The sequence below is a fragment of the Pseudomonas sp. NPDC077408 genome, from assembly GCF_050269105.1.
Lineage (GTDB): Bacteria > Pseudomonadota > Gammaproteobacteria > Pseudomonadales > Pseudomonadaceae > Stutzerimonas.
Map to the genome: position 1 here is coordinate 751,775 of NZ_JBNNHS010000001.1, position 23,766 is coordinate 775,540.

Annotated in this window: 19 protein-coding genes; 17 read left to right on the forward strand and 2 right to left on the reverse strand. The window is 53.7% G+C overall.

From position 1 onward, the window contains the following. Positions 1 to 200: 200 nt before the first annotated feature. Positions 201 to 1,550, reverse strand: coding sequence for a class II 3-deoxy-7-phosphoheptulonate synthase (locus ACQKEK_RS03820; RefSeq protein ID WP_499141093.1), 1,350 nt, complete (start codon positions 1,548 to 1,550; stop codon positions 201 to 203). 117 nt (positions 1,551 to 1,667) lie between these two features. Between ACQKEK_RS03820 and ACQKEK_RS03825 the strand changes: the two genes are divergently transcribed. Both ACQKEK_RS03825 and ACQKEK_RS03830 read left to right on the forward strand, forming a co-directional pair. Continuing rightward, positions 1,668 to 2,417, forward strand: a complete 750-nt coding sequence (locus ACQKEK_RS03825) for a spermidine synthase (RefSeq protein ID WP_499141094.1) — start codon at positions 1,668 to 1,670, stop codon at positions 2,415 to 2,417. Between the two features lie 622 nt (positions 2,418 to 3,039). Next, on the forward strand, positions 3,040 to 4,701 hold the full coding sequence (locus ACQKEK_RS03830; RefSeq protein WP_128119312.1) for a DEAD/DEAH box helicase: 1,662 nt from the start codon (positions 3,040 to 3,042) through the stop codon (positions 4,699 to 4,701). A gap of 461 nt (positions 4,702 to 5,162) precedes the next feature. Here ACQKEK_RS03830 and ACQKEK_RS03835 read toward each other — a convergent pair whose 3' ends face one another. After that, complete coding sequence (locus ACQKEK_RS03835) at positions 5,163 to 5,609, reverse strand: REP-associated tyrosine transposase (RefSeq protein ID WP_499141095.1); 447 nt, start codon at positions 5,607 to 5,609, stop codon at positions 5,163 to 5,165. Between the two features lie 526 nt (positions 5,610 to 6,135). Between ACQKEK_RS03835 and ihfB the strand changes: the two genes are divergently transcribed. From ihfB to ACQKEK_RS03910, 15 genes are all read left to right on the forward strand, one after another. Beyond that, positions 6,136 to 6,420: an integration host factor subunit beta gene (ihfB, locus tag ACQKEK_RS03840; RefSeq protein ID WP_019340642.1), complete on the forward strand. Its 285-nt coding sequence runs from the start codon at positions 6,136 to 6,138 to the stop codon at positions 6,418 to 6,420. A gap of 186 nt (positions 6,421 to 6,606) precedes the next feature. Beyond that, complete coding sequence (locus ACQKEK_RS03845) at positions 6,607 to 8,076, forward strand: MBL fold metallo-hydrolase RNA specificity domain-containing protein (protein ID WP_499141096.1); 1,470 nt, start codon at positions 6,607 to 6,609, stop codon at positions 8,074 to 8,076. A 33-nt stretch (positions 8,077 to 8,109) separates the two neighbouring features. Continuing rightward, entirely contained in the window at positions 8,110 to 9,243 is a 1,134-nt protein-coding gene (gene wecB / locus ACQKEK_RS03850) for a non-hydrolyzing UDP-N-acetylglucosamine 2-epimerase (protein WP_499141097.1), read from the forward strand. Further along, positions 9,244 to 10,512, forward strand: a complete 1,269-nt coding sequence (gene wecC / locus ACQKEK_RS03855) for a UDP-N-acetyl-D-mannosamine dehydrogenase (protein ID WP_499141098.1) — start codon at positions 9,244 to 9,246, stop codon at positions 10,510 to 10,512. It begins immediately after the preceding gene. Positions 10,513 to 10,554: 42 nt separating this feature from the next. After that, positions 10,555 to 11,859: a nucleotide sugar dehydrogenase gene (locus ACQKEK_RS03860; protein WP_499141099.1), complete on the forward strand. Its 1,305-nt coding sequence runs from the start codon at positions 10,555 to 10,557 to the stop codon at positions 11,857 to 11,859. A gap of 15 nt (positions 11,860 to 11,874) precedes the next feature. Next, positions 11,875 to 12,873 (forward strand): UDP-N-acetylglucosamine 4,6-dehydratase (inverting), encoded by a 999-nt coding sequence (pseB, locus tag ACQKEK_RS03865; protein ID WP_499141100.1) that lies wholly within the window; start codon positions 11,875 to 11,877, stop codon positions 12,871 to 12,873. 3 nt (positions 12,874 to 12,876) lie between these two features. Next, positions 12,877 to 14,037 (forward strand): UDP-4-amino-4,6-dideoxy-N-acetyl-beta-L-altrosamine transaminase, encoded by a 1,161-nt coding sequence (gene pseC / locus ACQKEK_RS03870; protein ID WP_499141101.1) that lies wholly within the window; start codon positions 12,877 to 12,879, stop codon positions 14,035 to 14,037. After that, entirely contained in the window at positions 14,034 to 14,729 is a 696-nt protein-coding gene (pseF, locus tag ACQKEK_RS03875; protein ID WP_499141102.1) for a pseudaminic acid cytidylyltransferase, read from the forward strand. The genes pseC and pseF overlap by 4 nt, the downstream gene beginning before the upstream one ends. A gap of 4 nt (positions 14,730 to 14,733) precedes the next feature. After that, on the forward strand, positions 14,734 to 15,858 hold the full coding sequence (pseG, locus tag ACQKEK_RS03880; protein ID WP_499141103.1) for a UDP-2,4-diacetamido-2,4,6-trideoxy-beta-L-altropyranose hydrolase: 1,125 nt from the start codon (positions 14,734 to 14,736) through the stop codon (positions 15,856 to 15,858). Continuing rightward, positions 15,845 to 16,360 carry a UDP-4-amino-4,6-dideoxy-N-acetyl-beta-L-altrosamine N-acetyltransferase gene (pseH, locus tag ACQKEK_RS03885; RefSeq protein WP_499141105.1) on the forward strand — a complete coding sequence of 172 codons (516 nt, stop codon included), beginning with the start codon at positions 15,845 to 15,847 and terminating at the stop codon, positions 16,358 to 16,360. Before pseG ends, pseH begins: the two co-directional genes overlap by 14 nt. Before the next feature lie 11 nt (positions 16,361 to 16,371). Further along, on the forward strand, positions 16,372 to 17,427 hold the full coding sequence (gene pseI / locus ACQKEK_RS03890; RefSeq protein ID WP_499141106.1) for a pseudaminic acid synthase: 1,056 nt from the start codon (positions 16,372 to 16,374) through the stop codon (positions 17,425 to 17,427). Positions 17,428 to 17,459: 32 nt separating this feature from the next. Then, on the forward strand, positions 17,460 to 18,575 hold the full coding sequence (locus ACQKEK_RS03895) for a polysaccharide pyruvyl transferase family protein (protein ID WP_499141108.1): 1,116 nt from the start codon (positions 17,460 to 17,462) through the stop codon (positions 18,573 to 18,575). A 17-nt stretch (positions 18,576 to 18,592) separates the two neighbouring features. After that, complete coding sequence (locus ACQKEK_RS03900; RefSeq protein ID WP_499141109.1) at positions 18,593 to 20,896, forward strand: hypothetical protein; 2,304 nt, start codon at positions 18,593 to 18,595, stop codon at positions 20,894 to 20,896. After that, positions 20,893 to 22,491, forward strand: a complete 1,599-nt coding sequence (locus ACQKEK_RS03905; RefSeq protein ID WP_499141110.1) for a hypothetical protein — start codon at positions 20,893 to 20,895, stop codon at positions 22,489 to 22,491. Before ACQKEK_RS03900 ends, ACQKEK_RS03905 begins: the two co-directional genes overlap by 4 nt. Then, a complete protein-coding gene (locus ACQKEK_RS03910) occupies positions 22,488 to 23,762 on the forward strand; it encodes a hypothetical protein (RefSeq protein ID WP_499141111.1) in 1,275 nt (424 codons plus the stop codon). The genes ACQKEK_RS03905 and ACQKEK_RS03910 overlap by 4 nt, the downstream gene beginning before the upstream one ends. Positions 23,763 to 23,766 lie beyond the last annotated feature (4 nt).

A 23,766-nucleotide genomic window follows, 5' to 3' on the forward strand; every position in this document is an offset into this window, starting at 1 on the left:
GCCGTAGGCCACAACCATAAATCGCATACGAACGCTGTAGGGTGGGCTTCAGCCCACCACGCCAGTTGTAACTTGGTAACGGTCGGATAGCGCTCCGCTTCAGCTCCGTACTTCTGACACCAGCGATTTACGCTGTCGTTTGAAGTGAGGTATGCCCCGGCTCGCCAACCGAGCCAGGGCTTAACCCATCGCAGCTGGTATCAGCTCGGCCGAACCTGCTTCAGCGTTTCAGCGATCATGAACGCCATTTCCAGCGACTGGTCGGCGTTGAGCCGGGGATCGCAGTGGGTGTGGTAGCGGTCGGAAAGCCCGTCCTCGGTAATAGGGCGCGACCCGCCGATGCACTCGGTGACGTTCTGCCCAGTCATTTCGATATGAATGCCGCCGGGGTAGCTGCCTTCGGCGCGGTGCACGTCGAAGAACTGCCGCACCTCGGCCAGCACCTTGGCGAAATCGCGGGTCTTGTAACCGCTGGACGCTTTCATGGTGTTGCCGTGCATCGGGTCGGAGCTCCACAGCACCTGACGACCTTCCTGTTGCACGGCCTGGATCAGGCGCGGCAAGCCTTCCTCTACCTTGTCGGCGCCCATGCGCACGATAAGATTCAAACGACCCGGATCGTTCTCAGGATTGAGGATGTCGAGCAGGCGGATCAGCTCGTCGCTGGCCATGCTCGGTCCAACTTTCACGCCGATCGGGTTGCCCACGCCGCGCAGGAATTCAACGTGTGCCCCATCCAGCTGCCGCGTGCGGTCGCCAATCCAGAGCATATGGGCAGAGCAGTCGTACCAGCCGCCGCTGAGGCTGTCCTGGCGCACGAATGCCTGTTCGTAGTTCAGCAGCAGCGCCTCGTGGGCAGTGAAGAAGCTGGTTTCGCGCAATTGCGGCGCGTTGTCCATACCGCATGCGCGCATGAACCGTAGCGCCTGGTCGATCCGTGCGCCTAGCTGGTGATATTTCTCAGCCATCTGCGAGTTGGCGATGAAATCCAGATTCCACTGATGCACCTGATGCAAGTCGGCAAAACCACCTTGGGCGAAGGCGCGTAAGAGGTTCAGGCTGGAGGTCGATTGGTGATAAGCCTGCAGCAGCCGCTCCGGGTCCGGCACGCGGCTTTTTTCATCGAAACCGATGCCGTTGACGATGTCGCCGCGGTACGCCGGCAGGGTGACGCCATCGATAGTCTCGTCGCCGGATGAGCGTGGTTTGGCGAACTGCCCGGCCATGCGGCCGACCTTCACTACAGGACATCCAGCGGCGAACGTCATCACGATCGCCATCTGCAACAGCACCTTGAAGGTGTCGCGGATCTTCGGTGCGGAAAACTCGGCGAAGCTTTCGGCGCAGTCACCGCCTTGCAGCAGGAACGCGCGGCCTTGCGTCACCTCGGAAAATTGCCGGCGCAGCTCCCGTGCCTCGCCAGCGAATACCAGCGGTGGAAGGCTCGCCAATGTGCCCTCGACCTGCTTCAGATGTTCGGCATCGGGGTATACGGGCTGCTGCTGGATGGGTTTGGTTCTCCAGCTAGTGGGGCTCCAGGCGTGGCTCATGGAAATTGATTCCGTCCGCAAAAAAGTGCCCGGATTTTACCTGATGTGCCGGTTCGGCGCTTATAGCCCTTACCAATCGGGCTGTTAAGATGCACTGTCAGGTTTGGGAGAAGCGCAGTGGACAAGCAGGAAGTGTTGCTGGCCGAGGTGCATGACGCGTTCGGTCTGATCCGTGTGCTGGAAGTGGGGGATTATCGGTTTCTCGAGTTTGGCGCTGCGGTCGAGCAAAGCTGTACGTTCACCCGCGACCCGAGTTGGCTTGAGTATGACTACACGCGTGCCATGTTGATGGGCGGTCTGCTGCACGCGGCGCCGGAAACAGCCCTGTTCCTCGGGCTAGGCGCCGGGACCCTGACCCAGGCATGCCTTGAATTCCTGCCGCTGGAGGACGTCGAGGCCATCGAGCTGCGTCCGGACGTGCCTGAACTGGCGATGCGTTATATGGGCCTGCAGAACGATTCGCGGCTGTACATCCGCATTGGCGATGCGGTGGAACTGCTCGATTCGGCCGAGACCGCTGATCTGATCTTCGTCGACCTTTACACAGACGTGGGCCCGGCCGCCGCGCATCTGGCGTGGCGTTTTCTTGAGCGCTGCCAGCAGAAGCTGAATCCGGATGGTTGGCTGATCATCAACCAGTGGGGCACCGACGAGGACAAGCCGCTGGGTGCGGCGCTGCTTCGTGGCCTGTTTCACCGTCACTATTGGGAGTGCCCGGTAAAGGAGGGCAACGTCGTCTTGTTCGTGCCTGCGGATCTGGATCAGCTACTCGACGAGGCGAGCCTGCGCGAGCGCGCCTCAGCGCTGGCTCCGCGAATGGGCTACACGCTGGACTCGCTGATCAATGCGCTACGACCGGCGAGCTGAGCTCAGGCGATTTCCGGGCGCCCCAACAGCCAAAAGCTTCGCCCCGGCTCGGGCCTCCCAAAAAAGCCAACGCTGCACCGCGAACCTGTGGGAGGCGCGCCCCGCGGCGAATGGGCACTACCTGCCGGCTCAACAACCAAAAGCTTCGCCCCAGGTCGGGCCTCCCACAAAAGCCAACGCTGCACCCAGAACCTGTAGGAGGCGCGCCCCGCGGCGAAAGGGAGCTGCCTGCCAGCTCAACAACCAAAAGCTTCGCCCCGGGTCGGGCCTCCCACAAAAAGCCAAGCCGAGCCAGGCCAGCCAATCCAAGCAGAGGGTCGGGCTTCCATATGGCAGCTCTTCGCCGGCCTCTTACGAACCTAACTCGCAAGACAAATTACACGCACAGATTCACAGAATTCCGGTATAGTACGCGCCGGCTGAAACTCAGCTTGCGTTAGGTACTGCAACACACGAAGCGCTGCTTCGGCTGCTGTCCGCTTCTCGCGGCTGTCCTTGACGATTCATCATTCATTACGTTTTCGCAAACCCCGCCGACCAGGCTGCCAGGGTGACCTTCGGGTTTTGCATGGCATGCGCAGCTTCGGAACATGGGTCTTTGCGGAGCATCAGGAAAAGACCCATGACCCAGGAAATCGGCAGCTTTGCTGCACTCGGTATTCATCCCTCCGTACTCGCCGCTGTTACCGCAGTGGGCTACGAAGAGCCTTCGGCCATCCAGAGCCAGGCTATCCCGGTAATTCTCGGCGGCCACGACATGATCGGTCAGGCCCAGACCGGCACCGGCAAGACCGCAGCCTTCGCGCTGCCCATCCTGTCGAAAATCGATCCCGCTCGTAAAGAAGTGCAGGCGCTGATTCTCGCGCCAACCCGCGAACTGGCACTGCAGGTTGCCACCGCGTTCGAAACCTATGCCAAGCAGATGCCTGGCCTGACCGTGGTCGCCGTCTACGGCGGTGCTCCGATGGGTCCGCAGCTCAAGGCCATTCGCCAGGGCGCGCAGGTCATCGTCGCTACACCTGGCCGTCTGGTCGACCACTTGAGCCGCAACAGCGCGCTGCTGGGCACCATCCAGTACCTTGTACTCGACGAAGCTGACGAAATGCTCAAGCTGGGCTTCATGGACGACCTCGAAGTCATCTTCGAAGCCATGCCGGAAAGCCGTCAGACCGTGCTGTTCTCCGCGACCCTGCCGCACTCGATTCGCGCCATCGCCGAGAAGCACTTGCGCGAGCCGCAGCACATCAAGGTCGCTACCAAGACCCAGACAGTGACCGCCATCGAGCAGGCACACCTGATGGTTCATGCCGACCAGAAGATCGCAGCCGTCCTGCGCCTCCTGGAAGTCGAAGACTTCGATGCACTGATCGCTTTCGTGCGGACCAAGCAGGCCACCCTCGATCTCGCCGCCGCGCTGGAAGCCAAGGGCTACAAAGCTGCCGCACTGAACGGCGACATCGCCCAGAACCAGCGTGAGCGCGTCATCGAGTCGCTCAAAGACGGTCGCCTGGATATCGTTGTCGCCACCGACGTGGCCGCTCGCGGCCTCGATGTGTCGCGTATCACCCACGTGTTCAACGTCGACATGCCCTACGATCCTGAGTCCTACGTTCACCGCATCGGCCGTACAGGCCGTGCTGGTCGTGAAGGCCGCGCGCTGCTGCTGGTCACGCCGCGTGAGCGTCGCATGCTGCAAGTCATCGAGCGCGTCACCAACCAGAAGGTTGCCGAAGCCCGCCTGCCGAACGGCCAGCAAGTACTTGAGGCGCGCATCAAGAAGCTGACCAACAGCCTGGCTCCGCTCGTGGCCGACGCCGAAGCCAGTCATGGCGAATTGCTCGATAAGCTAGTTGCCGACACCGGCTGCAGCCTGCGTGCACTGGCCGCCGCCTTGTTGCGTAAAGCCACTAACGGTCAGGCGCTGACCCTGGCAGAAGTCGAAAAAGAGCAACCGTTGGTTCCGACCAGCAGCCCGCGCGAGCGCTCCGATCGTCCTGAGCGTAGCGGCGACCGCGAGCGTCGTGCACCGATCCCGTTGGCCGAAGGCCGCGCCCGCTGCCGCACTGCGCTCGGCGCCCGCGACGGCATCGCCGCTCGTAACCTGCTCGGCGCCATCCTCAACGAAGGCGGCCTGGCCCGTGAAGATATCGGCCGCATCCAGGTGCGCGACAGCTTCAGCCTGGTCGAGCTGCCGGAAGAAGGCCTCGAGCGCCTGCTCGGCAAACTCAAGGACACCCGCGTCGGCGGCAAGCAGCTCAAGCTGCGTCGCTATCGCGAGGATTGATCGTCCTAGGGTGAATTGAAAGGGTGGGCTTGATAGCCCACCCTTTTTCGTTTCGGTGTTGTTCCGCCCTGCTTTTTGTAGGAGGCGCGCCCCACGGCGAAAGCGAACCCCGCGCCCGCTCTCAAATCAACAGCTTCGCCCCGAGTCGGGCCTCCCACAAAGCCAAATCCCGCACCGCCCTGCTTTTCGTGGGAGGCGCGCCCCGCGGCGAAAGCGAACCCCGCGCCAGCTCACAAAGCAACAGCTTCGCCCCCCAGTCGGGCCTCCCACAAAGCCAAATCCCGCACCGCCCTGCTTTTCGTGGGAGGCCCGCCCCGCTGCGAAAGCGAACCCCGCGCCAGCTCACAAAGCAACGACTTCGCCCCGAGTCGGGCCTCCCACAAAGCCAAATCCCGCACCGCCCTGCTTTTTGTGGGAGGCGCGCCCCGCGGCGAAGCGCGCCGAAGGTGCGAACAACAAAGTCACAACCAAACCGCATCCCAGTGCGGATAATCGCCGATCCGTTCCACCAGCCCTGCCCGTAGCGGATTAGCCACCACATACCGAGCCATTGCCCGGAGATCCTCCTCCTTGCGCAACGCACGGTCATGAAACCCATCCTGCCAAACCCTGCGACCGATCCGCTTCGCGCAGATCGACTTCACTCGCCCTACAAGTTGCGACAAAGATCCGTTTCGTAACTCCAACAGCCAATGAAGGTGATCCGGCATCACCACAAACGCCAACATCCTATGTGAGTCCCGTGCCTCATCGGCTCGCATTACACGTATCAACTCACGGGCGGCAAAGAGATCGTGGAAAACCGGCTGGCGTAGTTTAGTTACCGTGGTAACCAAATAAATCTGCCCCTCGCCAGACCAACGCCCCGCACGTAATCGGTTTGACGAAAAACGAGCATCCTTGCTCATGAAGTTCCTCCTGTTTAACTCAGCAGCCTAACGCCAAAAGCTTCGCCTCGAGGTCGAGCCTCCCACAAATCCCAACCGCTACACGGCTTCTGCTCTCGTGGGAGGCGCGTCCCGTGGCGAATGCAGGTCGCAGGGCTGCCAGCTTCAAAAACTTCGCCCCGAGGTCGGGCCTCCCACCAAACCCCGGAGCAGCCGCGCCGCTTCTAGTGGGAGGCGCGCCCCGCGGCGAATGCAGGTCGCAGACCTGCCAGCTTCTAAAACTTCCGAGGTCGGGCCTCCCACCAAACCCCAAGGCAACCGCGCCGCTTTCGTGGGAGGCGCGCCTCGCGGCGAACGCAAGGCCCAGGCCTGCCAAGCGTCACAGCCTCGCCCTCTAAGTCGGGCTTCCTCCGCACCAAACCCCAGCCGCATCGACCACTCCCACAAAAAACCTGACCTAAACGTTCAGGCTGTTCAAACTCTGAACAACATGCTACAAACGAGCGCAACCTAATTGATCTAGCCGCTTGAAAACGAAGGGAAAACCATGACCAAGTCGGAGTTGATCGAACGTATCGTCACCCAACAAGGCCTTCTTTCGTCCAAGGATGTTGAGCTGGCCATCAAAACAATGCTCGAACAGATGGCCCAGGCACTGGCCACCGGCGACCGCATCGAAATCCGCGGCTTCGGCAGTTTTTCCCTCCATTACCGCGCCCCGCGCGTTGGCCGAAATCCCAAGACTGGCCAATCCGTCCCCCTCGACGGCAAGTTCGTGCCGCATTTCAAGCCAGGCAAGGAGTTGCGGGATCGGGTGAATGAGGACGAGTAAGCACCTGTTCGATGCTTACAGTTGATGACGTATTGCACTACCCAAAGCGCTGCCGAAGTCTCTAGTCGAAAAGTTCCCTAGCAAAGTGGCGTTTTTCAAGCCCGCACTTGGTGTGAGGTTAAGCGCATGGCAAAATGCGCCGCTTTTGCGAAGCCGCTCACATCGCCAGGTTAAGGGAACTAACCGATGTCGTATCCACAGATCAGTCATCACGGCGCCGTTAACGGCGTGACCGGCTCATGCCATGAGTTGCATGCCGATACCGCCCACAGCTACTTGATCGACTGCGGCCTATTCCAAGGGGCCGATATTTCCAAAGATGGAAAATCGGGGCAGGGCAGCCTTGATATCGAATTCCCGCTGGATAGCGTCCGGGCACTAATCGCAACGCATGTGCACATTGACCACGTCGGCCGCATACCTTACTTGCTTGCCGCTGGTTTCGACGGTCCGATCCTTTGCAGCGAACCCTCAGCAAAACTCCTGCCCATCGTCCTTGAAGATGCTTTCAAACTTGGCGTCAGCCGCGACCAGAAGCAGGTCGAGCGCTATATAGCGCTAGTTGAGCAACGCATCATCGCGCTGCCTTACAACACCTGGTTCACCTTGCGCGACGCGGAAGATCTCGTTTGCCGTATTCGCTTGCAGCGAGCAGGGCATATCCTCGGCTCGGCCTATGTCGAGTTCGACCTCGCTTATCCAAAGGCTGGCGAAAAGAAGCGGGTTGTGTTCTCCGGTGACCTCGGTGCGCCACACGCTCCGTTATTACCAGCACCCAAGTCTCCATACGGTGCGGACATTCTTGTCATCGAAAGTACGTACGGTGATCGCCAGCACGAAGATCGCCGCACTCGCCGGCAGCGCCTCGAAGCTGTAATAGAAAAAGCGTTGAAGGACCAAGGCACGGTTCTAATCCCAGCCTTCAGCATCGGCCGCACCCAGGAATTGCTCTACGAGCTGGAAGCGATCATTCACAGCAAGACCAAGCGGCTTCCAGCTGTAGGAGCGAGCTTGCTCGCGAATAGCCCTGGTGACGCGACAAATACAGTGAACTGGCCCGAGCTCCCCATCATCCTAGACTCGCCATTGGCCAGCCGCTTTACTGCAGCTTATCGAGAACTCCAGCCCTTCTGGAATCAGGAGGCGCTCAAGCGTGTACAATCCGGCCGCCGTCCACTGGGCTTCGAGCAACTAATAACTGTCGATAGCCACAGCGCCCATATGCGCATGGTCCAGCATCTTGCGCGTACCGCTCGTCCGGCCATTGTGATTGCCGGCAATGGTATGTGCTCAAGTGGAAGGATTGTTAACTATCTGAAGGCGATGCTGGAAGATTCAAGGCACAACGTGCTGTTCGTCGGTTACCAGGCTGCGGGAACGCCTGGTCGGGCCATTCAAACCTATAGCTCGGACGGTGGTTATGTTGATCTCGACGGCGAGCGGCTCGATATCAAAGCAGGCGTCGCGAGCATTGGGGGCTATTCGGCGCATGCTGACCAGGAAGGCTTGGTGAAATTTGTAACCAGCATGCGCCGATGGCCATCTCACATACGCATCGTGCACGGCGAATCAAAAGCAAAGCAAGCACTGGCCGCAAGGCTCTCCGTGATATATCGGGACAAGCAACAACCGTTGCAGCTAGAAATTCCGCAATAAGGCCCTCGCGCCGGCTCAAGCTATGGATATGGTATGACAGTCAAAACCCTATGCGTCTTCGGGACACGGCCGGAAGCGATCAAGATGGCCCCTCTGGCCCTCGCTCTAAATGCCGACCCGCGTTTTGACGCAAAGGTCTGTGTTACCGGGCAGCATAGACAGATGCTTGATCAGGTACTCGACCTGTTCGATCTGATCCCTGATTTCGATCTGAACATCATGAAGCCCGGCCAGGACCTGTCAGATGTCACTAGCGCAATTCTTAAGGGCATGAAGCAGGTATTTTCCGACTTCAAGCCCGACGTGGTGCTGGTCCATGGAGATACCGCCACGACTTTTGCCAGCACTCTTGCCGCCTACTATCACCAGATACCCGTTGCTCATGTCGAGGCTGGGCTGCGAACTGGCAATATGTATTCGCCCTGGCCGGAAGAGGGCAACCGCAAGCTGACAGGCGCGCTCGCCACGCTGCATTTTGCACCCACCGAAACCTCCCGCCAGAATCTGCTGCGCGAGGGCATTACGAATGGCATCGAGGTGACGGGTAATACCGTCATCGATGCGCTGTTGCAGGTGGTGACGAAGCTGCAGAAGGACGCGACATTGCAGCAGAGCCTCGACCGGCAATTCGTTTTTCTTCGCCCGGGTAGCCGCTTGGTTCTGGTCACCGGGCATCGACGCGAAAGCTTTGGTGGTGGGTTTGAGCGAATCTGCCAAGCGCTAGCCGAAACGGCGACGGCTTTTCCGGATATCGAGATTGTCTACCCGGTCCACCTGAATCCGAACGTGAGCGAGCCCGTAAACCGTCTGCTTGCAGGCATCGACAATATCCATTTGATCGAGCCGCTGGATTACCTGCCTTTCGTCTACCTGATGAACCGCGCCTATCTGATTCTTACCGACTCAGGTGGCATACAAGAAGAAGCCCCCTCGCTGGGCAAGCCTGTTCTGGTCATGCGTGACACCACTGAACGACCCGAAGCGGTCGCAGCCGGTACCGTAAAGCTCGTGGGTACGGATGTGGCAGCCATAACTAGCGGGTTACGTACCCTGCTGACTGATGAGCGCACATATCAATCCATGGCCTACGCTCATAACCCGTATGGGAATGGCAAGGCGTGCTTGCGGATCATCGACACACTCAATTCCGTGATTAAGAGACCATAAATGACTTTTGGCACCATTGCTGTGGTCGGGCTTGGTTACATCGGCCTGCCCACGGCAGCTGTATTTGCGTCCCGCAAGCGCAAGGTGATTGGCATCGACGTCAACACCCACGCTGTTGAGACGATAAACCGCGGAGAGGTGCATATCGTCGAGCCTGACCTCGACATGCTCGTGCACGCAGCCGTGACCGAAGGGTATCTGCGCGCCACTACGGTGGCAGAACCCGCAGATGCATTCCTAATTGCTGTGCCTACGCCTTTTAACGCCAATCACGAGCCTGACCTTTCCTACATCGAATCGGCCAGCAAGGCGATCGCTCCTGTATTGAAAGCTGGGGATCTGGTGGTTCTTGAGTCTACGTCTCCGGTAGGGGCCACTGAGCGGATGGCGGCCTGGCTCGCTGAAGCGCGCCCCGATCTGACGTTTCCTCAAACGGCTGGCGAAACCTCGGATATTCGGATTGCTCATTGCCCCGAGCGGGTGTTGCCTGGGCACGTACTGAGCGAGCTGGTGCATAACGACCGGGTGATTGGCGGGATGACGCCGCGCTGTTCGGAAGTGGCGACGAGCCTTTACAAGATATTCGTCGAAGGCGAGTGCGTGATCACCAATGCGCGCACTGCCGAGATGTGCAAGCTGACCGAGAACAGCTTTCGCGACGTAAACATCGCCTTCGCCAACGAGCTGTCGATGGTCTGCGACAAGCTTGATGTGGACGTCTGGGAACTGATCCGTCTTGCCAATCGGCATCCTCGCGTCAACATCTTGCAGCCCGGCCCTGGGGTCGGCGGGCACTGCATCGCGGTCGATCCGTGGTTCATCGTCAGTCAGGCGCCGGAGCAATCCCGCCTGATCCGTACGGCCCGCGAGGTAAACGACAGCAAGCCCGCGTGGGTACTCGCCAAGGTAAGAAGCCACATCGATGATCTGATCGCTTCCACAGGCAAAACCCGCAGCTCGATACGTATTGCCTGCTTGGGCCTGGCCTTCAAGGCGAATATTGATGACTTGCGTGAAAGTCCGGCGCTGGCCATCACTGCTGCGATAGCCCAAGAGTTTCCGGGGCAAGTGGTGGCTGTGGAGCCTCATATCGATGCTGTTCCGCCAAACCTTCGCCAAGCTGATGTCCAGCTAGTCGACATGACGGAGGCTCTTTTTGCCGATGTTCTCGTACTGCTGGTAGATCATAAAGATCTGATCGCGCATCCGTTGCGCTTACTTGCGAATCAGCGGCTGCTGGATACCCGAGGCGCTCTCCAGCTTCGCTAATTTTCTAACGGGCAACGGCTCGCGTTGATTTAAAGGTGGATCATGAAACAACAACTTTTGCAGCGGCTGAATGACAGGACCGCCATTATCGGTGTGGTAGGCCTTGGTTATGTTGGGCTGCCGCTGGTTCTACGCTATGCCGAAGTCGGCTACAAAGTTATCGGTCTGGATATCGATCAAGCGAAAGTCGACCTACTTCTGCAAGGCAAGAGCTATATAGAACACATCACTGAAAGCGCTATTCAGCTAGCTGTTGATCGGGGCTTTGAGGCAACAACTGATTTTGCGCGTGCCGAGCAAATTGACGCTTTGATACTGTGCGTGCCGACCCCGCTGAACAAATACCGCGAACCAGATCTTAGCTTTGTACTCGATACGACGGATTCACTGATCCCTCACCTTCGTCCGGGGCAGGTAATGTCGCTTGAGAGTACTACTTACCCAGGCACAACCGATGAGGAGCTGTTGCCTCGTATCGAGTCTCGCGGTTTCGAAGTCGGGGAGGACGTGTTCCTCGTCTATTCGCCGGAGCGTGAAGATCCAGGTAACCCGAACTTCACGACGCGCACTATTCCCAAGGTATGTGGCGGCCACACGCAGGCGTGCCAGGAAGTTGGCGTGGCACTCTATGGCCAAGTCATCGACCGCGTTGTGCCGGTTTCCAGCACCCGCGCTGCTGAAATGACAAAACTGCTGGAAAATATCCACCGTGCAGTCAACATTGGCTTGGTCAACGAGATGAAAATCGTTGCCGACAAGATGGGCATCGATATTCACGAGGTCATTCGTGCGGCGGCTACCAAGCCATTCGGCTTCGTACCCTACTACCCAGGCCCTGGCCTGGGCGGCCACTGCATTCCGATTGACCCCTTTTACCTCACCTGGAAGGCTCGTGAATATGGATTGCACACGCGCTTTATTGAGCTTGCGGGCGAAGTCAATTCCGCGATGCCTGACTACGTCATTGGTAAGCTGGCCGCAGCGCTCAACCAGCGAAAGAAATCGGTAAACGGAAGCCGGATTCTAGTGCTTGGAATTGCCTATAAGAAAAATGTCGATGATATGCGCGAGTCGCCCTCCGTTTTTATGATGGAAAAGCTTCGCGATCTGGGTGCCGATGTGCAGTACTGCGACCCGCACGTCCCTGTGTTTCCCAAGATGCGAGAACACCATTTCGATCTGAAAAGTGTCGAGTTGAATGCGTCGGTGATATCCAAATTCGATTGCGTTTTGCTTGCTACCGATCACGATAAATTTGATTTTTCACTAATTAAACAAAATGCCCAATTGATTGTTGATGCTCGCGGTAAATACCTCATGCGTGCTGATCATATCGTCAAAGCTTAATCGGAGAAATTTACTATGTTGACTGGTCAAACTATATTGGTAACGGGTGGTACTGGCTCGTTTGGTAATACTTTTGTGCCAATGACCTTGGCAAAATACAACCCAAAAAAAATTATTATTTTTTCTCGCGACGAAATGAAGCAGTGGGACATGGCCAAGAAGTTCGACGGTGATCCCCGCGTTCGTTTCTTTATCGGTGATGTCCGCGACAAGGATCGGCTGTACCGCGCCCTTGACGGCGTCGACTACGTGGTGCACGCCGCGGCAACCAAGATCGTTCCAACCGCCGAATATAATCCCTTCGAATGCATCAAGACCAATGTCGATGGCGCAATGAACCTTATCGATGCCTGCATCGATAAAGGCGTCAAGCGAGTCGTTGCGTTATCTACTGATAAGGCGAGCAGCCCCATCAACCTTTACGGCGCTACGAAGCTGGCCTCCGACAAGCTGTTCGTTGCCAGCAACTCCTACGCCGGTGGGCATGACACCCGTTTCGCTGTGGTCCGCTATGGCAACGTGATGGGCTCGCGTGGTTCAGTTATCCCGTTCTTCATGTCCATCAAGGACAAGGGCGTGCTGCCTATTACCGACGAGCGCATGACGCGCTTCATGATTTCGCTGGAAGAGGGCGTTGAACTCGTTTGGCACGCCTTCGATGACATGGAGGGCGGCGAAATCTATGTGAAGAAAATTCCTTCCATGAAAGTTACTGACCTGGCCCGAGTGGTAGCGCCCGAAGCAAAGCAGGAAGTCATTGGCATCCGCCCTGGAGAGAAACTTCACGAGCAGATGATCAGTGCGGAAGATGCCTACTACACATACGAATATCCGGAGCATTTCAAGATTCTGCCGACCATTAATAACTGGGCTACTTGCTCTAAGCGCATCAAGGACGGCAAGAAAGTGCCGGAAGGCTTCGTCTATGCCAGCGACAACAATACCGAATGGATGAGCGACGACGTGCTGCAAGCTTGGATCGACACCAACCGCGAAAAGATCGGGAGCATCTAAGCCATGATTCCCTACGGACGTCAGGACATCACCCAAGCTGATATCGACGCGGTTGTGGCTGTACTGGAATCCGACTTTCTGACACAGGGACCTGTCGTGCCACGCTTCGAACAGCATGTGGCACAGCATGTCGGAGCCCGACATGCCCTGGCGGTGAACAGCGCTACTTCCGCGTTGCACATCGCCTGTCTGGCTTTGGGTCTAGGGAACGGTGACTGGCTGTGGACGACGCCAATCACCTTTGTTGCATCAGCGAACTGTGGGCTCTATTGCGGCGCGAAGGTGGATTTCGTCGATATCGATCCGCGTACCTACAACCTCTGCCCACAATCTCTCGCGCGCAAGCTCGAGCGGGCAGAGCGTGAGGACAAGCTGCCCAAAGTTGTGGTGGCAGTACATCTATGTGGCCAGCCCTGCGATATGCAAGCGATCCATGAGCTGGCCCAGCGTTATGGCTTCAAGGTCATCGAGGACGCCTCTCACGCGATCGGAGGCAAGTACAAAGGTGAGTTCATCGGTAATGGTCGATTCAGTGACATCACGGTATTCAGCTTTCACCCGGTGAAGATCATCACTACCGCCGAAGGTGGCATGGTGCTGACTAACAGTACCGAACTGGCCGACAAGATGTCCCTGTTGCGCAGCCATGGCATCACGCGTGACCCGGCTCAGATGACGCACGAAGCTGACGGTCCCTGGTACTACCAGCAAATCGATCTAGGGTTCAACTACCGGATGACCGAGATGCAAGCGGCGCTGGGCGTTACTCAGATGGAGCGTCTCGACAAGTACGTGGCGCGACGTCACCAGCTGGCGCAACGCTATGACGACTTGTTGAGCGACTTGCCCATCACCAGACCGTGGCAGCATCCAGACAGCTACTCCGGCCTGCATCTGTATGTGGTCCGCCTGCAACTGGACAAGATCGCCAAAAGCCACCGTCAGGTATTCGATGCCCTGCGTGAACTTGGCATTGGTGTCAATCTGCACTATATCCCTGTGCATACGCAGCCTTACTATCAGCGCATGGGCTTTGCCGCGGGCGATTTTCCCGAGGCTCAGCGTTACTACGCCGAAGCCATTAGTTTGCCGATGTTTCAAACCATGACTGAAGCCCAGCAGGATGAAGTCATCGCAGCAATAGGTAAGGCGCTCGCGGTATGAAACTGGCGATCATCCCAGCTCGCGGCGGTAGCAAGCGCATTCCGCGCAAGAACATCAAGCCGTTCTGCGGCAAGCCGATGATTGCATGGTCCATCGAGGCGGCGCTGCAAAGCCGCTGTTTCGATCGGGTCATCGTCTCCACTGATGATGACGAGATTGCCAGGGTTGCGCGCCAGCATGGCGCCGAAGTACCGTTCGTGCGTCCGGCCGAACTATCTGACGATCACACCGGCACCATCCCGGTGATTCGGCATGCGATCGATTGGTGCAATCAACAGGGATACAGCGTCCGGCAGGCATGCTGTCTATATGCTACTGCGCCGTTCGTCACGGCCGAGGATCTAGGTCGTGGCTTGGCGACTCTGCAGTCCAATAGCTGTGATTATGCATTTTCGGTCACCAGCTACCCTTTTCCGATCCAGCGCGCCATTCGTATCAATGGGGATGGCCGTGTTGAAATGTTCAGCCCTGAGCATTTCAACACCCGCTCACAGGATCTGGAAGAAGCCTTTCACGATGCCGGACAGTTCTACTGGGGCAGGGCGGAAGCTTGGCTGCAGGGCAAGCCGATTTTTTGCCCGGATGCACTCCCGGTAGCGTTGCCACGCCACCGGGTACAGGACATTGACACGGAAGAAGACTGGGTACGTGCCGAATGGCTGTTCAAAGCCATGCGAGCACAGGAAGGTTGACGCCTTGAAAGTCGTCTTTCGCGCCGATGCTTCTCTGCAGATCGGTACAGGCCATGTAATGCGCTGCCTGACGCTAGCCGACGCGCTTACGGCGCAGGGGAGCGACTGTCAGTTCATCTGCCGTGAGCATCAGGGCAACCTGATCGAACTTATACGCAGCAAGGGATATATCACCCATGTCCTGCCTGCCCGAGCTGAATCCATATATGTGAAAGCGCCTGCGCTCGGCGCCCGGAAGAGCTTGCCACCTCACGCTCAATGGCTTGGAACCAGCCAGGAAGAAGACGCAAAGGCTTGCGAGCAAATTCTTATCGAGCTATGCCCCGATTGGCTGGTCGTCGATCACTATGCCCTGAATGCTCGCTGGGAGGTGGCGCTCAAGCCGCACTACGCGAAGTTGTTAGTGATAGATGACCTCGCTGATCGCCCCCATGACTGTGATGTTTTACTCGACCAAACACTAGGACGCATTGGCGATGAGTATGAAGCATTGGTACCCGCCAATTGCCAAAAGCTCTGCGGCTCGCAATATGCACTTCTGCGCCCAGAATTTGCTGCTCTGCGCGATTACAGCCTGGGGCGTCGCGTTGAACCCGCTGTACGACAATTGCTGATCACATTGGGTGGCGTAGACAAAGACAACGCCACGGGCGATGTGCTGGAGTCTCTGCGAGACTGTCGTCTCCCGGCTGATTGCAACATCACGGTAATTCTGGGCCCGACCGCGCCTTGGCTGGCCGAAGTTGAACGAAAGTCGCAGCAGTTGCCCTGGGCGACCAAGGTTCTGGTCGGTGTTACCGATATGGCCCGACTGATGGCTGACAGTGACCTGGCCATCGGCGCCGCAGGTTCAACCGCTTGGGAGCGCTGCTGCCTCGGATTGCCTACCGTCATGCTGGTGCTGGCAGACAATCAACGTGGCGTGGCGTTGGGTCTCGCTCAAGCCAAGGCTGCAGAGGTCATCGCGGAGCCACAGGCTATACGTGCGCGATTGCCTGAGCTACTAAACAGGCTGATTGCAAACGCTGACGCGCTTACTTCGATGAGCAAAGCTGCCTTGAGCGTCGTCGATGGGCGAGGGGTTGAGGCTATTTCAGAAATAATGGAGAGCACTCGTGCAACCAACTGAATCGTCGCGTATTCGCAAGATGAACCACGCCGACCTCGAGAACGTATTGGCATGGCGTAACGATCCTGAAGTGCGTCGTTACATGTATACGCAGCACGAAATACCCATGTATGAACACGTGCGATGGTTTGAGCGCGCATCCACGGACCCCGAACGACATCTGCTGATATTCGAGCGCGATGCGACGCCTACGGGGTTCATCAACTTTCAAGTAATCGCCTCCGGTGGCATAGCAAACTGGGGATTCTATGTGGCTCCGGATGCGCCTAAGGGCACCGGCCGGTTGCTGGGCCAAGCTGCACTGGAATACGCATTCACTGACGCGAAGTTGCACAAGATCTGCGGCCAGGCGTTGGCTTTCAATGAGCGCTCGATTCGCTTTCATCAAAGCTTGGGCTTTAGTAAGGAAGGCAATCTGCGCCATCAGCATTACGACGGGCAGAACTACCACGACGTGGTGTGCTTTGGGCTGCTTGCCAGCGAATGGCAACCGAACAACTAAAGGAACTTTGTATGGCAAATAATCCAAGTATCAGCATCGACGGCCGCCGAATCGGTTTGGATGCTCCCCCGTATGTCATAGCTGAGCTGTCTGCAAATCACAATGGCAAGCTCGAGACCGCGCTGAAGATCATCGAAGAAGCCAAGAAGGCCGGTGCCGATGCGGTAAAGCTGCAAACCTATACTGCCGATACGATCACCCTTGACTGCGATTCCGAGGACTTCCAGATTCACGGGGGGCTCTGGGACGGGAAGACCCTGTACCAGCTCTATCAGGAAGCCCATATGCCATGGGAGTGGCACAAGCCTCTGTTCGAACATGCTCGCAACCACGACATCACCATTTTCAGCTCCCCCTTCGACAACACTGCCGTAGATCTGCTGGAAGACCTCAACACGCCCGCCTACAAGATTGCTTCGTTCGAAGCGATCGATCTGCCGCTTATCAAATATGTGGCAGGCACGGGCAAGCCGATGATCATTTCCACCGGAATGGCTGATGCCCAGGAAATCCAGGAGGCAATCGATGCGGCACGCGAAGGGGGCTGTGTTGAGCTTGCTGTTCTTCATTGCGTGAGCGGTTACCCGGCTCCAGCGCACGAGTACAACCTGAGAACCATCCCCGCGATGATTGAGCGCTATGGGCTGGTCACCGGCCTATCAGACCATACCCTGGACAATACGACCGCGATTACAAGCGTCGCGTTGGGTGCCTCGATTATCGAAAAGCACTTCACCCTTAATCGCAATGGAGGCGGGCCCGACGACAGTTTTTCTCTGGAACCAGATGATCTCAAGGCGCTTTGCGCGCAGGCAAGAACGGCGTGGTCGGCATTGGGAAAAATAAAGACAGAACGCACTGAAAGTGAAAAGGGTAACGCTCAGTTCCGACGGTCATTATATGTTTGCAAGGAAATCAAGCGTGGTGAATTGATCACTAGGGATAACGTTAGAAGTGTGAGGCCTGGATTTGGGCTCGCGCCTAAGTTCTTTGAAGAAGTTTTAGGCAAGAAGGCCGTCAGTAATTTAAGCCCTGGGGCGCCACTCGCATGGAATGTGATTGAGTGAAGCGCGCGTAAAAGTTTTTAATAGAAGAAATTATGTTTTCAAAAAAGAAAAGTAAGACGGGTCTGGACGTTCTGCTTACAACTTACCCTGAGCAGGGGTCTAGAAATGTAGGGGATAAATTAATATCAGCTTCAGCCATTAAGTTGATTCGCTATAGAGTTAAAGACTACGACCCGGTAATGGTTTTTCGTGAAGAGCCGCTGGAGCGTTTTGATAATATAAGTCTGAGAACGATACTGGCACCAGGGTTTTCAGTGAACGATGCTACTTATCCTACCTTGTTCCGACTATATGAAAATATCCAAAATCTCCCAGATACATTTTTCCCGGTAGGCTGTTCCTTTCAGCATTTAGTTCCTAAAAAGGACACCTACGATCAATACAATTACTCAGATACGACCTTGAGTATTTTCGAGTCTATTGTGGAGCGGAGTGGCCCCTTGCCCTGCCGCGATGAGCTAATAGTCAAAATGTTAAATCGCAATGGTGTTCCGGCATTTTACTGCGGCGACTTGGCACTGTATGACGATGATGTAATAGGTTCAAAGTTTGTGCCGCCCACCACTATAAAATCTCTGGTCTTTACCGTACAGCATAAGCCGAAGTATATGCAGCAATCATTTGCTATGTTGGATCTTATAAAGAAAGAATTTCCCGCTGCTAGTCTCTATGTGGTGCACCATAGCAAAATAAATAAATATTCTAAGCAAGTTTCGGAGTATGCAAAGTCGGTTGGATTTATAGAAAAGGACCTTTCTGGAGAAGTCAGTAATCTAGAGTTTTACGATAAGATAGACTTGCATATAGGCTACAGGTTGCACGGGCATATATCTTTTCTTCGAAGAAGAAAGCCTAGTTGTTTGCTAATCGAGGATTCGCGATCTTTTGGTGTGGCTAACACTGAAGGTTTGAATTACGGGGCTTTTAATGCGTTAAAGAATGATGGGGTTAATGTAGATGAAGAAGCCCCTGCAAAGCTAATCCAATATGTTAAAAAACAAGTTGAAAACGGTTTCAAAGACTATTTACATGTTTTTCGATTTATCGATAAAAGTTATAGATCAGTAGTGCGGCCATATTTTGACCAGTTGGCGTGTAAGCTTGGTTGGAATAAGTATAGTATTCGGCGTTTGCTAGATTATAAATAATTTTATTGGGGTCGAATATGTTGAGAAATATAATAAAGCGAAAAATCGTGGGGGGGATTAGAAGAAGCAAATTCCTATTGCGTCTAGCTTCCCGAATTGCAGGCAAGCCGAACGCGCCAATAAAAAAAAGCCAAGAATTAACTGGGTTAAATTCTCGTCGGTGTATGGTTGAGAAGATAGAGAGCGAAGAGTTATATGGGGGGTTTCTTTCATTATATAAGTTGAGGAACTATGCAAGCGCGGCTTTGGTGGCTAAAAGCTTAGATAAAGAAAAGCTAGGTGCAAAAGAAAAGCTAAATATTGCCCGTTGTTTCCTTTCCAGTAATTATGGTTTGGAGGCTGATAACATATTAGATCAATTGGTCGATCAGGTGATGAGCAAAGGCACGACCGACCCTTCTTTGCTACTGAATTTTGCGAGTGTCTTATCTATATCGGGCTTTGACCATAATAAAAAAATTAGATTGATTAAAGAGTTGGCCAGTATCCTAGAAAGCGGCTTTTCTGATAGAAAAGAATATAAACTGAATTTGAATTGGCTGATTTTTAAATTAGAGTGTGAGGTGGAGGCTACAGTTGATCCGCTAGATTATTTTGACCTCTCCGATAAGGCCGTTAGGTCTTTTCCAATACTTGTTAAATTTATGTCTGCGCTACGGTCTTATGGCCACGACGAAATAGTTAACGACTATTTAGAAAAAAGTTATGAGGAGGAGGGGTTTGGTTCTTTACCAGTATTAAAGTCATTCATAATTTGCTGGCCTGAATGGTTTCAAGCGAAGACCATACTTTCAAAAATACCTGAAAGATATTTAAGTGATTTGTCACTATTGTCGCTTTTGCATGTACAAAAAGAATTATGTTTAGATCTGGCTGATGTTTACGAAAATTGCTTGTCTAAGCAGAAGCATGAATATGAAAAGGTCAATCTTCATAAGAAAAGCTCAATACTTCGCACGCTATTGTTTTTGAACTTGGTTGACTCTGTACTACAGATGGCAAGCCAAGATCATCTACCAAGCTCTGTTCTTCCTATAAAAGTAGCGAAAGGCTACAAGTACTTCGAAGCAAATGACTTTCACTCGGCACGCGATTGCTTTTTAAGAGTATTAGAGGAAGACCCGGCTGATGATATGGCTGCCGCTGGGTTAAGGCTAGCCTTGCCTCGAACCGGAAATAATATGCGATCCATGCTTACGGTTAGAAACCGTATAGGTTATGGAATAAAAAGCGCTGGACGACCAGGGATCCGCTATTTAGGCAGTGAATTAACATCATCGTTACTTATGAGCGGGGATTATCTTAAGGGGCAATATACGATCAGGCATTCACCCAATTGGTTGAGCCTAAAGCGATTCTATCAAGAGCGATTTTTAAATTGCGAGTTGTTGCTTCTAAGCAGAGCTAAAGAAAAAAGCATATTCATTATAGGTGACTCCGGGGTAGGTGATGAAATTAGAGCCTCTCAGTTTTATGGACGGGTCGCTAGCATGTTCATGGATGTTACGATTTCTTGTGATCCGCGACTATATCGTATCTTTACTAAATCATTTCCAAGTATCAAATTTATACCTGTGCCTAGATATAGGAAGGGTGTATCAACACGTAGCGTCCAAAAAGGTGAAAAGAGGATAATTGGATTTGATGAAAAAGTTTCTAATTACCTCACGGAAGGCTGTAGGGAGTATATGGAATCGTCGGACTATATAACATATAGTCAAAATTTATATTTTAATTACTTCGCTGGGACTCTCTCTAGACCACCAATAGGTCCTTACCTTAGCTGCGGACTAAATTTATCATTGCCTAAAACGGAAAAGCTTCGGGTAGGCTTGTTGTGGCGAAGTCATTTTCGGGCTGGTTCGCGCAGATATATGTATCTTGAGTTGGAAGACTTTCTACCCCTAACGAAGATGCAAGGTTTGGAATTGTGGTCCGTTCAACATTGCATTGACGATGAGGAGGTAGAGTTCTGCCACGAACATAGTATAAACCTTATACAGGATGTGGACTTGTATAACGACTTCGAAGGGATGTCTGGTTATCTAAAGAACATGGATGTTCTAATTGGAATAAGCTCAGTTCCAATTGAATTAGCCGCGGCGCTTGGAGTTGAGGTTTGGATGCTAGGATTTTCGCCGGAAAACTACTATCTAAGAACCGAAGGAGGCAAGGATGCGTATGACCGTTATACGATGAACTCCACCGTTATTGCACCGCCCTGGATCGATTTTTCCGAACCACGAGATGAGTGCGTCCGGCAAGTGTTTGGCGAAGTACGCAGAAGGCTGAATGATAAAATAGCGAGCTGGCAAGCGTGACGCTTAGCGCTGAAAATAAGCTCAAAAAGATCATAGTCTGGTCAAAGCTGCGCTTGAGGAAGTTTATTGTTAAAAGCTTGAAGCGCTATGTTCCGGGAGTCGCCGCAGAGCTAGGTAAAAGCGCCCTAAATGACGATTATGCGGTTATTGCTCATGCTGTGGCGAATGCGGCGGATCCTCTAGGCTCATTGAATTATTTTTCAGAAAATTTGAGGGTTTCGGAAAAAACCCTTTGGGCTGCACTGTGCATTATTCAAGAGGCCCGTGCCCCCGCGTTTGACCAAATCATTCACAAGGCTCTTCTTGTATCCTCTGCGGAAGTTCGACTCCAGTTAGTTATCCGTAAAACTAGTTTGGCGCATGGAGCCGTACGTGTTAAGGGCCTTAATGATCTGCTAGACGAATACAATGGGTTACGCATGCGGCTGGCGAACCCGAAAGGGGTCGGCGCTACACTGGCGTCGCTGTTTATTGATAAAGCTCCTGTTGAGGAAATAGAAGCGCTCTTGGAGCGCGCTAAAATAGACGTCTTTTCCCTTTCTGAATTTCAAAAATTAAAACTCCTGAGTCGTTTGGCTAGCGCTAAGGATCTGCATCGTTTTACTGCTTGGGAAAGCCAGTTATTGCCTGTCCTAAGTCAGCCCGCCAAAATAAAAGTCAATCTCATGCGTTATGGGTTGTCCGGGGAGGAGAAAGGTTTTTTCAAGCTTGAAGCGGCGTTTTGCAACATTCAATACGATATCGCAAAGATATATTCTTCTCGATTTAAGTCGATATTTGATTCGATTGCAGTGAGCAATAATTACCTGAATGCAAGATTTGAAGCCTTACTAATAGATGAAGTGCAGGCCGTCATTTTGCAAAAAATAAAGAGCCGGCAACCTTTTGCCTACATGCGTTTAGGTGACGGCGAAAGCTATGGCTTTGCTGACGGTCAATATATCGATACAGTAGGAGAGTCGCGGCAGGAATTGCATTGGTGGGGCGAAGAGCTAAGCGAGCCGCTGAGGCGAGAGCTTCAAGTTCAGTTCAAGGCTTCGTTGGCTTATGCGAACCTGCTGGGTGTGCCCAGCGTGTTGAGATTGATAAGGGATTTCAATCTTTCAAAGCGGGATGAGTACCCATCGAATTCTCTCATGGCAAGATTGTTTTGCGTGATGCGAGGCGTTGAGCCATACCTGGATTCAAAGCTCATCGTTGAAGATCAAAGTAATCTATTCTTGTTTGATGCGAATTTCGTAAGCGAGATATTTCGTTCAGCCAGAAAGGTGTACGTGGTTTCAGGGTTGGATTCCAATCAGGTTAAGCGCTGGAGTCCTGACAACGGTACGTTTGAGCATATTGAAGTGCCTACGCATCGTCTTCTGCGGCGCTCGGATATCGGTGCATCCATTTCAGGCATATTCCCGAATGTATATCGTGATTATATCGCTGAACTATCAGCGCGTGCTGAGCCGGGTGTCGTGTTCCTGTTCTCCGCAGGCTTTATAGGGAAAATCTTAATAGCCGAAGTAGCAAAAAAAGGTGCTGTCGCGTTAGATGTGGGCCAAGCGCTAGTTTCGCAAGTGGTAGAAAAAAATAGGGAGCGGGTGTGAATCTCATAAGGTTGACGAGACTGTTCTTCAAAGGGCTTGAGCGAAATTTTAAAATAATTCGTTATGGTGACGTGCCTGCGGTATACAACAATCCTGTACTACTTGAGAGGTATGCGTTCGCCGATGGCAGCTTCAGGGCGTACGTCTTGTCAATTCGTGAACTGGCCAAGCATCTGCTTCGACGCTCTGTAAAAATCTATTCCATACCTGACAGTGGCGTGATGTTCTGCGGCGGATCCAGTAATAATGAGCGCGAATTCGAATTTTTTACGAGAATTATGAATGATCAGGTCTCCTGCACTCGATATGAGCAAGCTTTGAATCTGTCTTTCGTTGATGCCGCGGAAAAGAGCAAGCTAATTTCAGATAAGTTGCTTTCGATTATATTTTTTCTGTTTTGTGTTTGCTATCTTTCTAGAATAAAGCTCGGTCCCATTTCGCTTAAGTATTTGATTGCCTACTCAAAGATCTTCTTGCAGGTTGTTTCCAGTTATCAGCGGTATCCGCTACGTACTCGACTTATGGTTGTTGCGAACGATCATACGGATTTTCCCGTAGCGACGGCCATGGTAATGCAGTACTACCGAGTTCCAGTTGTCTATCTTCAGCACGCAGAGGTTTCTTCGAGTTTTCCTCCGCTTGATTTCGATATTTCCATTTTGCGAAACGAGAAGAGCTTGGAGAAGTACGCGGAGATCGGCAAGGTCAGGGGCGATGTATTTATAGTTCCACGTGCCATGTCATCGAATATACAACGCGTTTTTCAGGCACGGGCTCAAGAGCAGGTTGCGGTGGTTTTATACCTGAGCTCGGTTTACAAATTTGCAGAAGTCCAAAAATGTATTTTAGCTTTGCTTTCCAACAAAAATGTTTCGATGGTAGGAATAAAGCCCCATCCACGAGCTGATATAGAGCCGCTGAAGGGGTTGGAGGGAGTGAGTATCTATAGCTGCATTCCGGAGTTTGAACACATCGCTATCGTCCCCAATTCTTCCGTTCTAGTTGAATTGTTTGAGAAGGGTATTCTGGTGTTTCAATACTTTGAGCTTGATGATGTTGCTCCAGATTATTATGGGTTTGTTCGCGACAGTATAGCTCGTCAAGTGTCCTCCGGCGATCTAGTGGATGCTTTCTGGATAACCGATTTCTATGGGGCTGACTGGCTGTATAGGTTTCGGAAGTACAGTCCTGCTGCTGACGATTCCTGGCGCACTTCGTTGCCCGTTCTGATGGGAAAGATTGACAGTTATCTTCATGCCGAACATTTGTGATGGA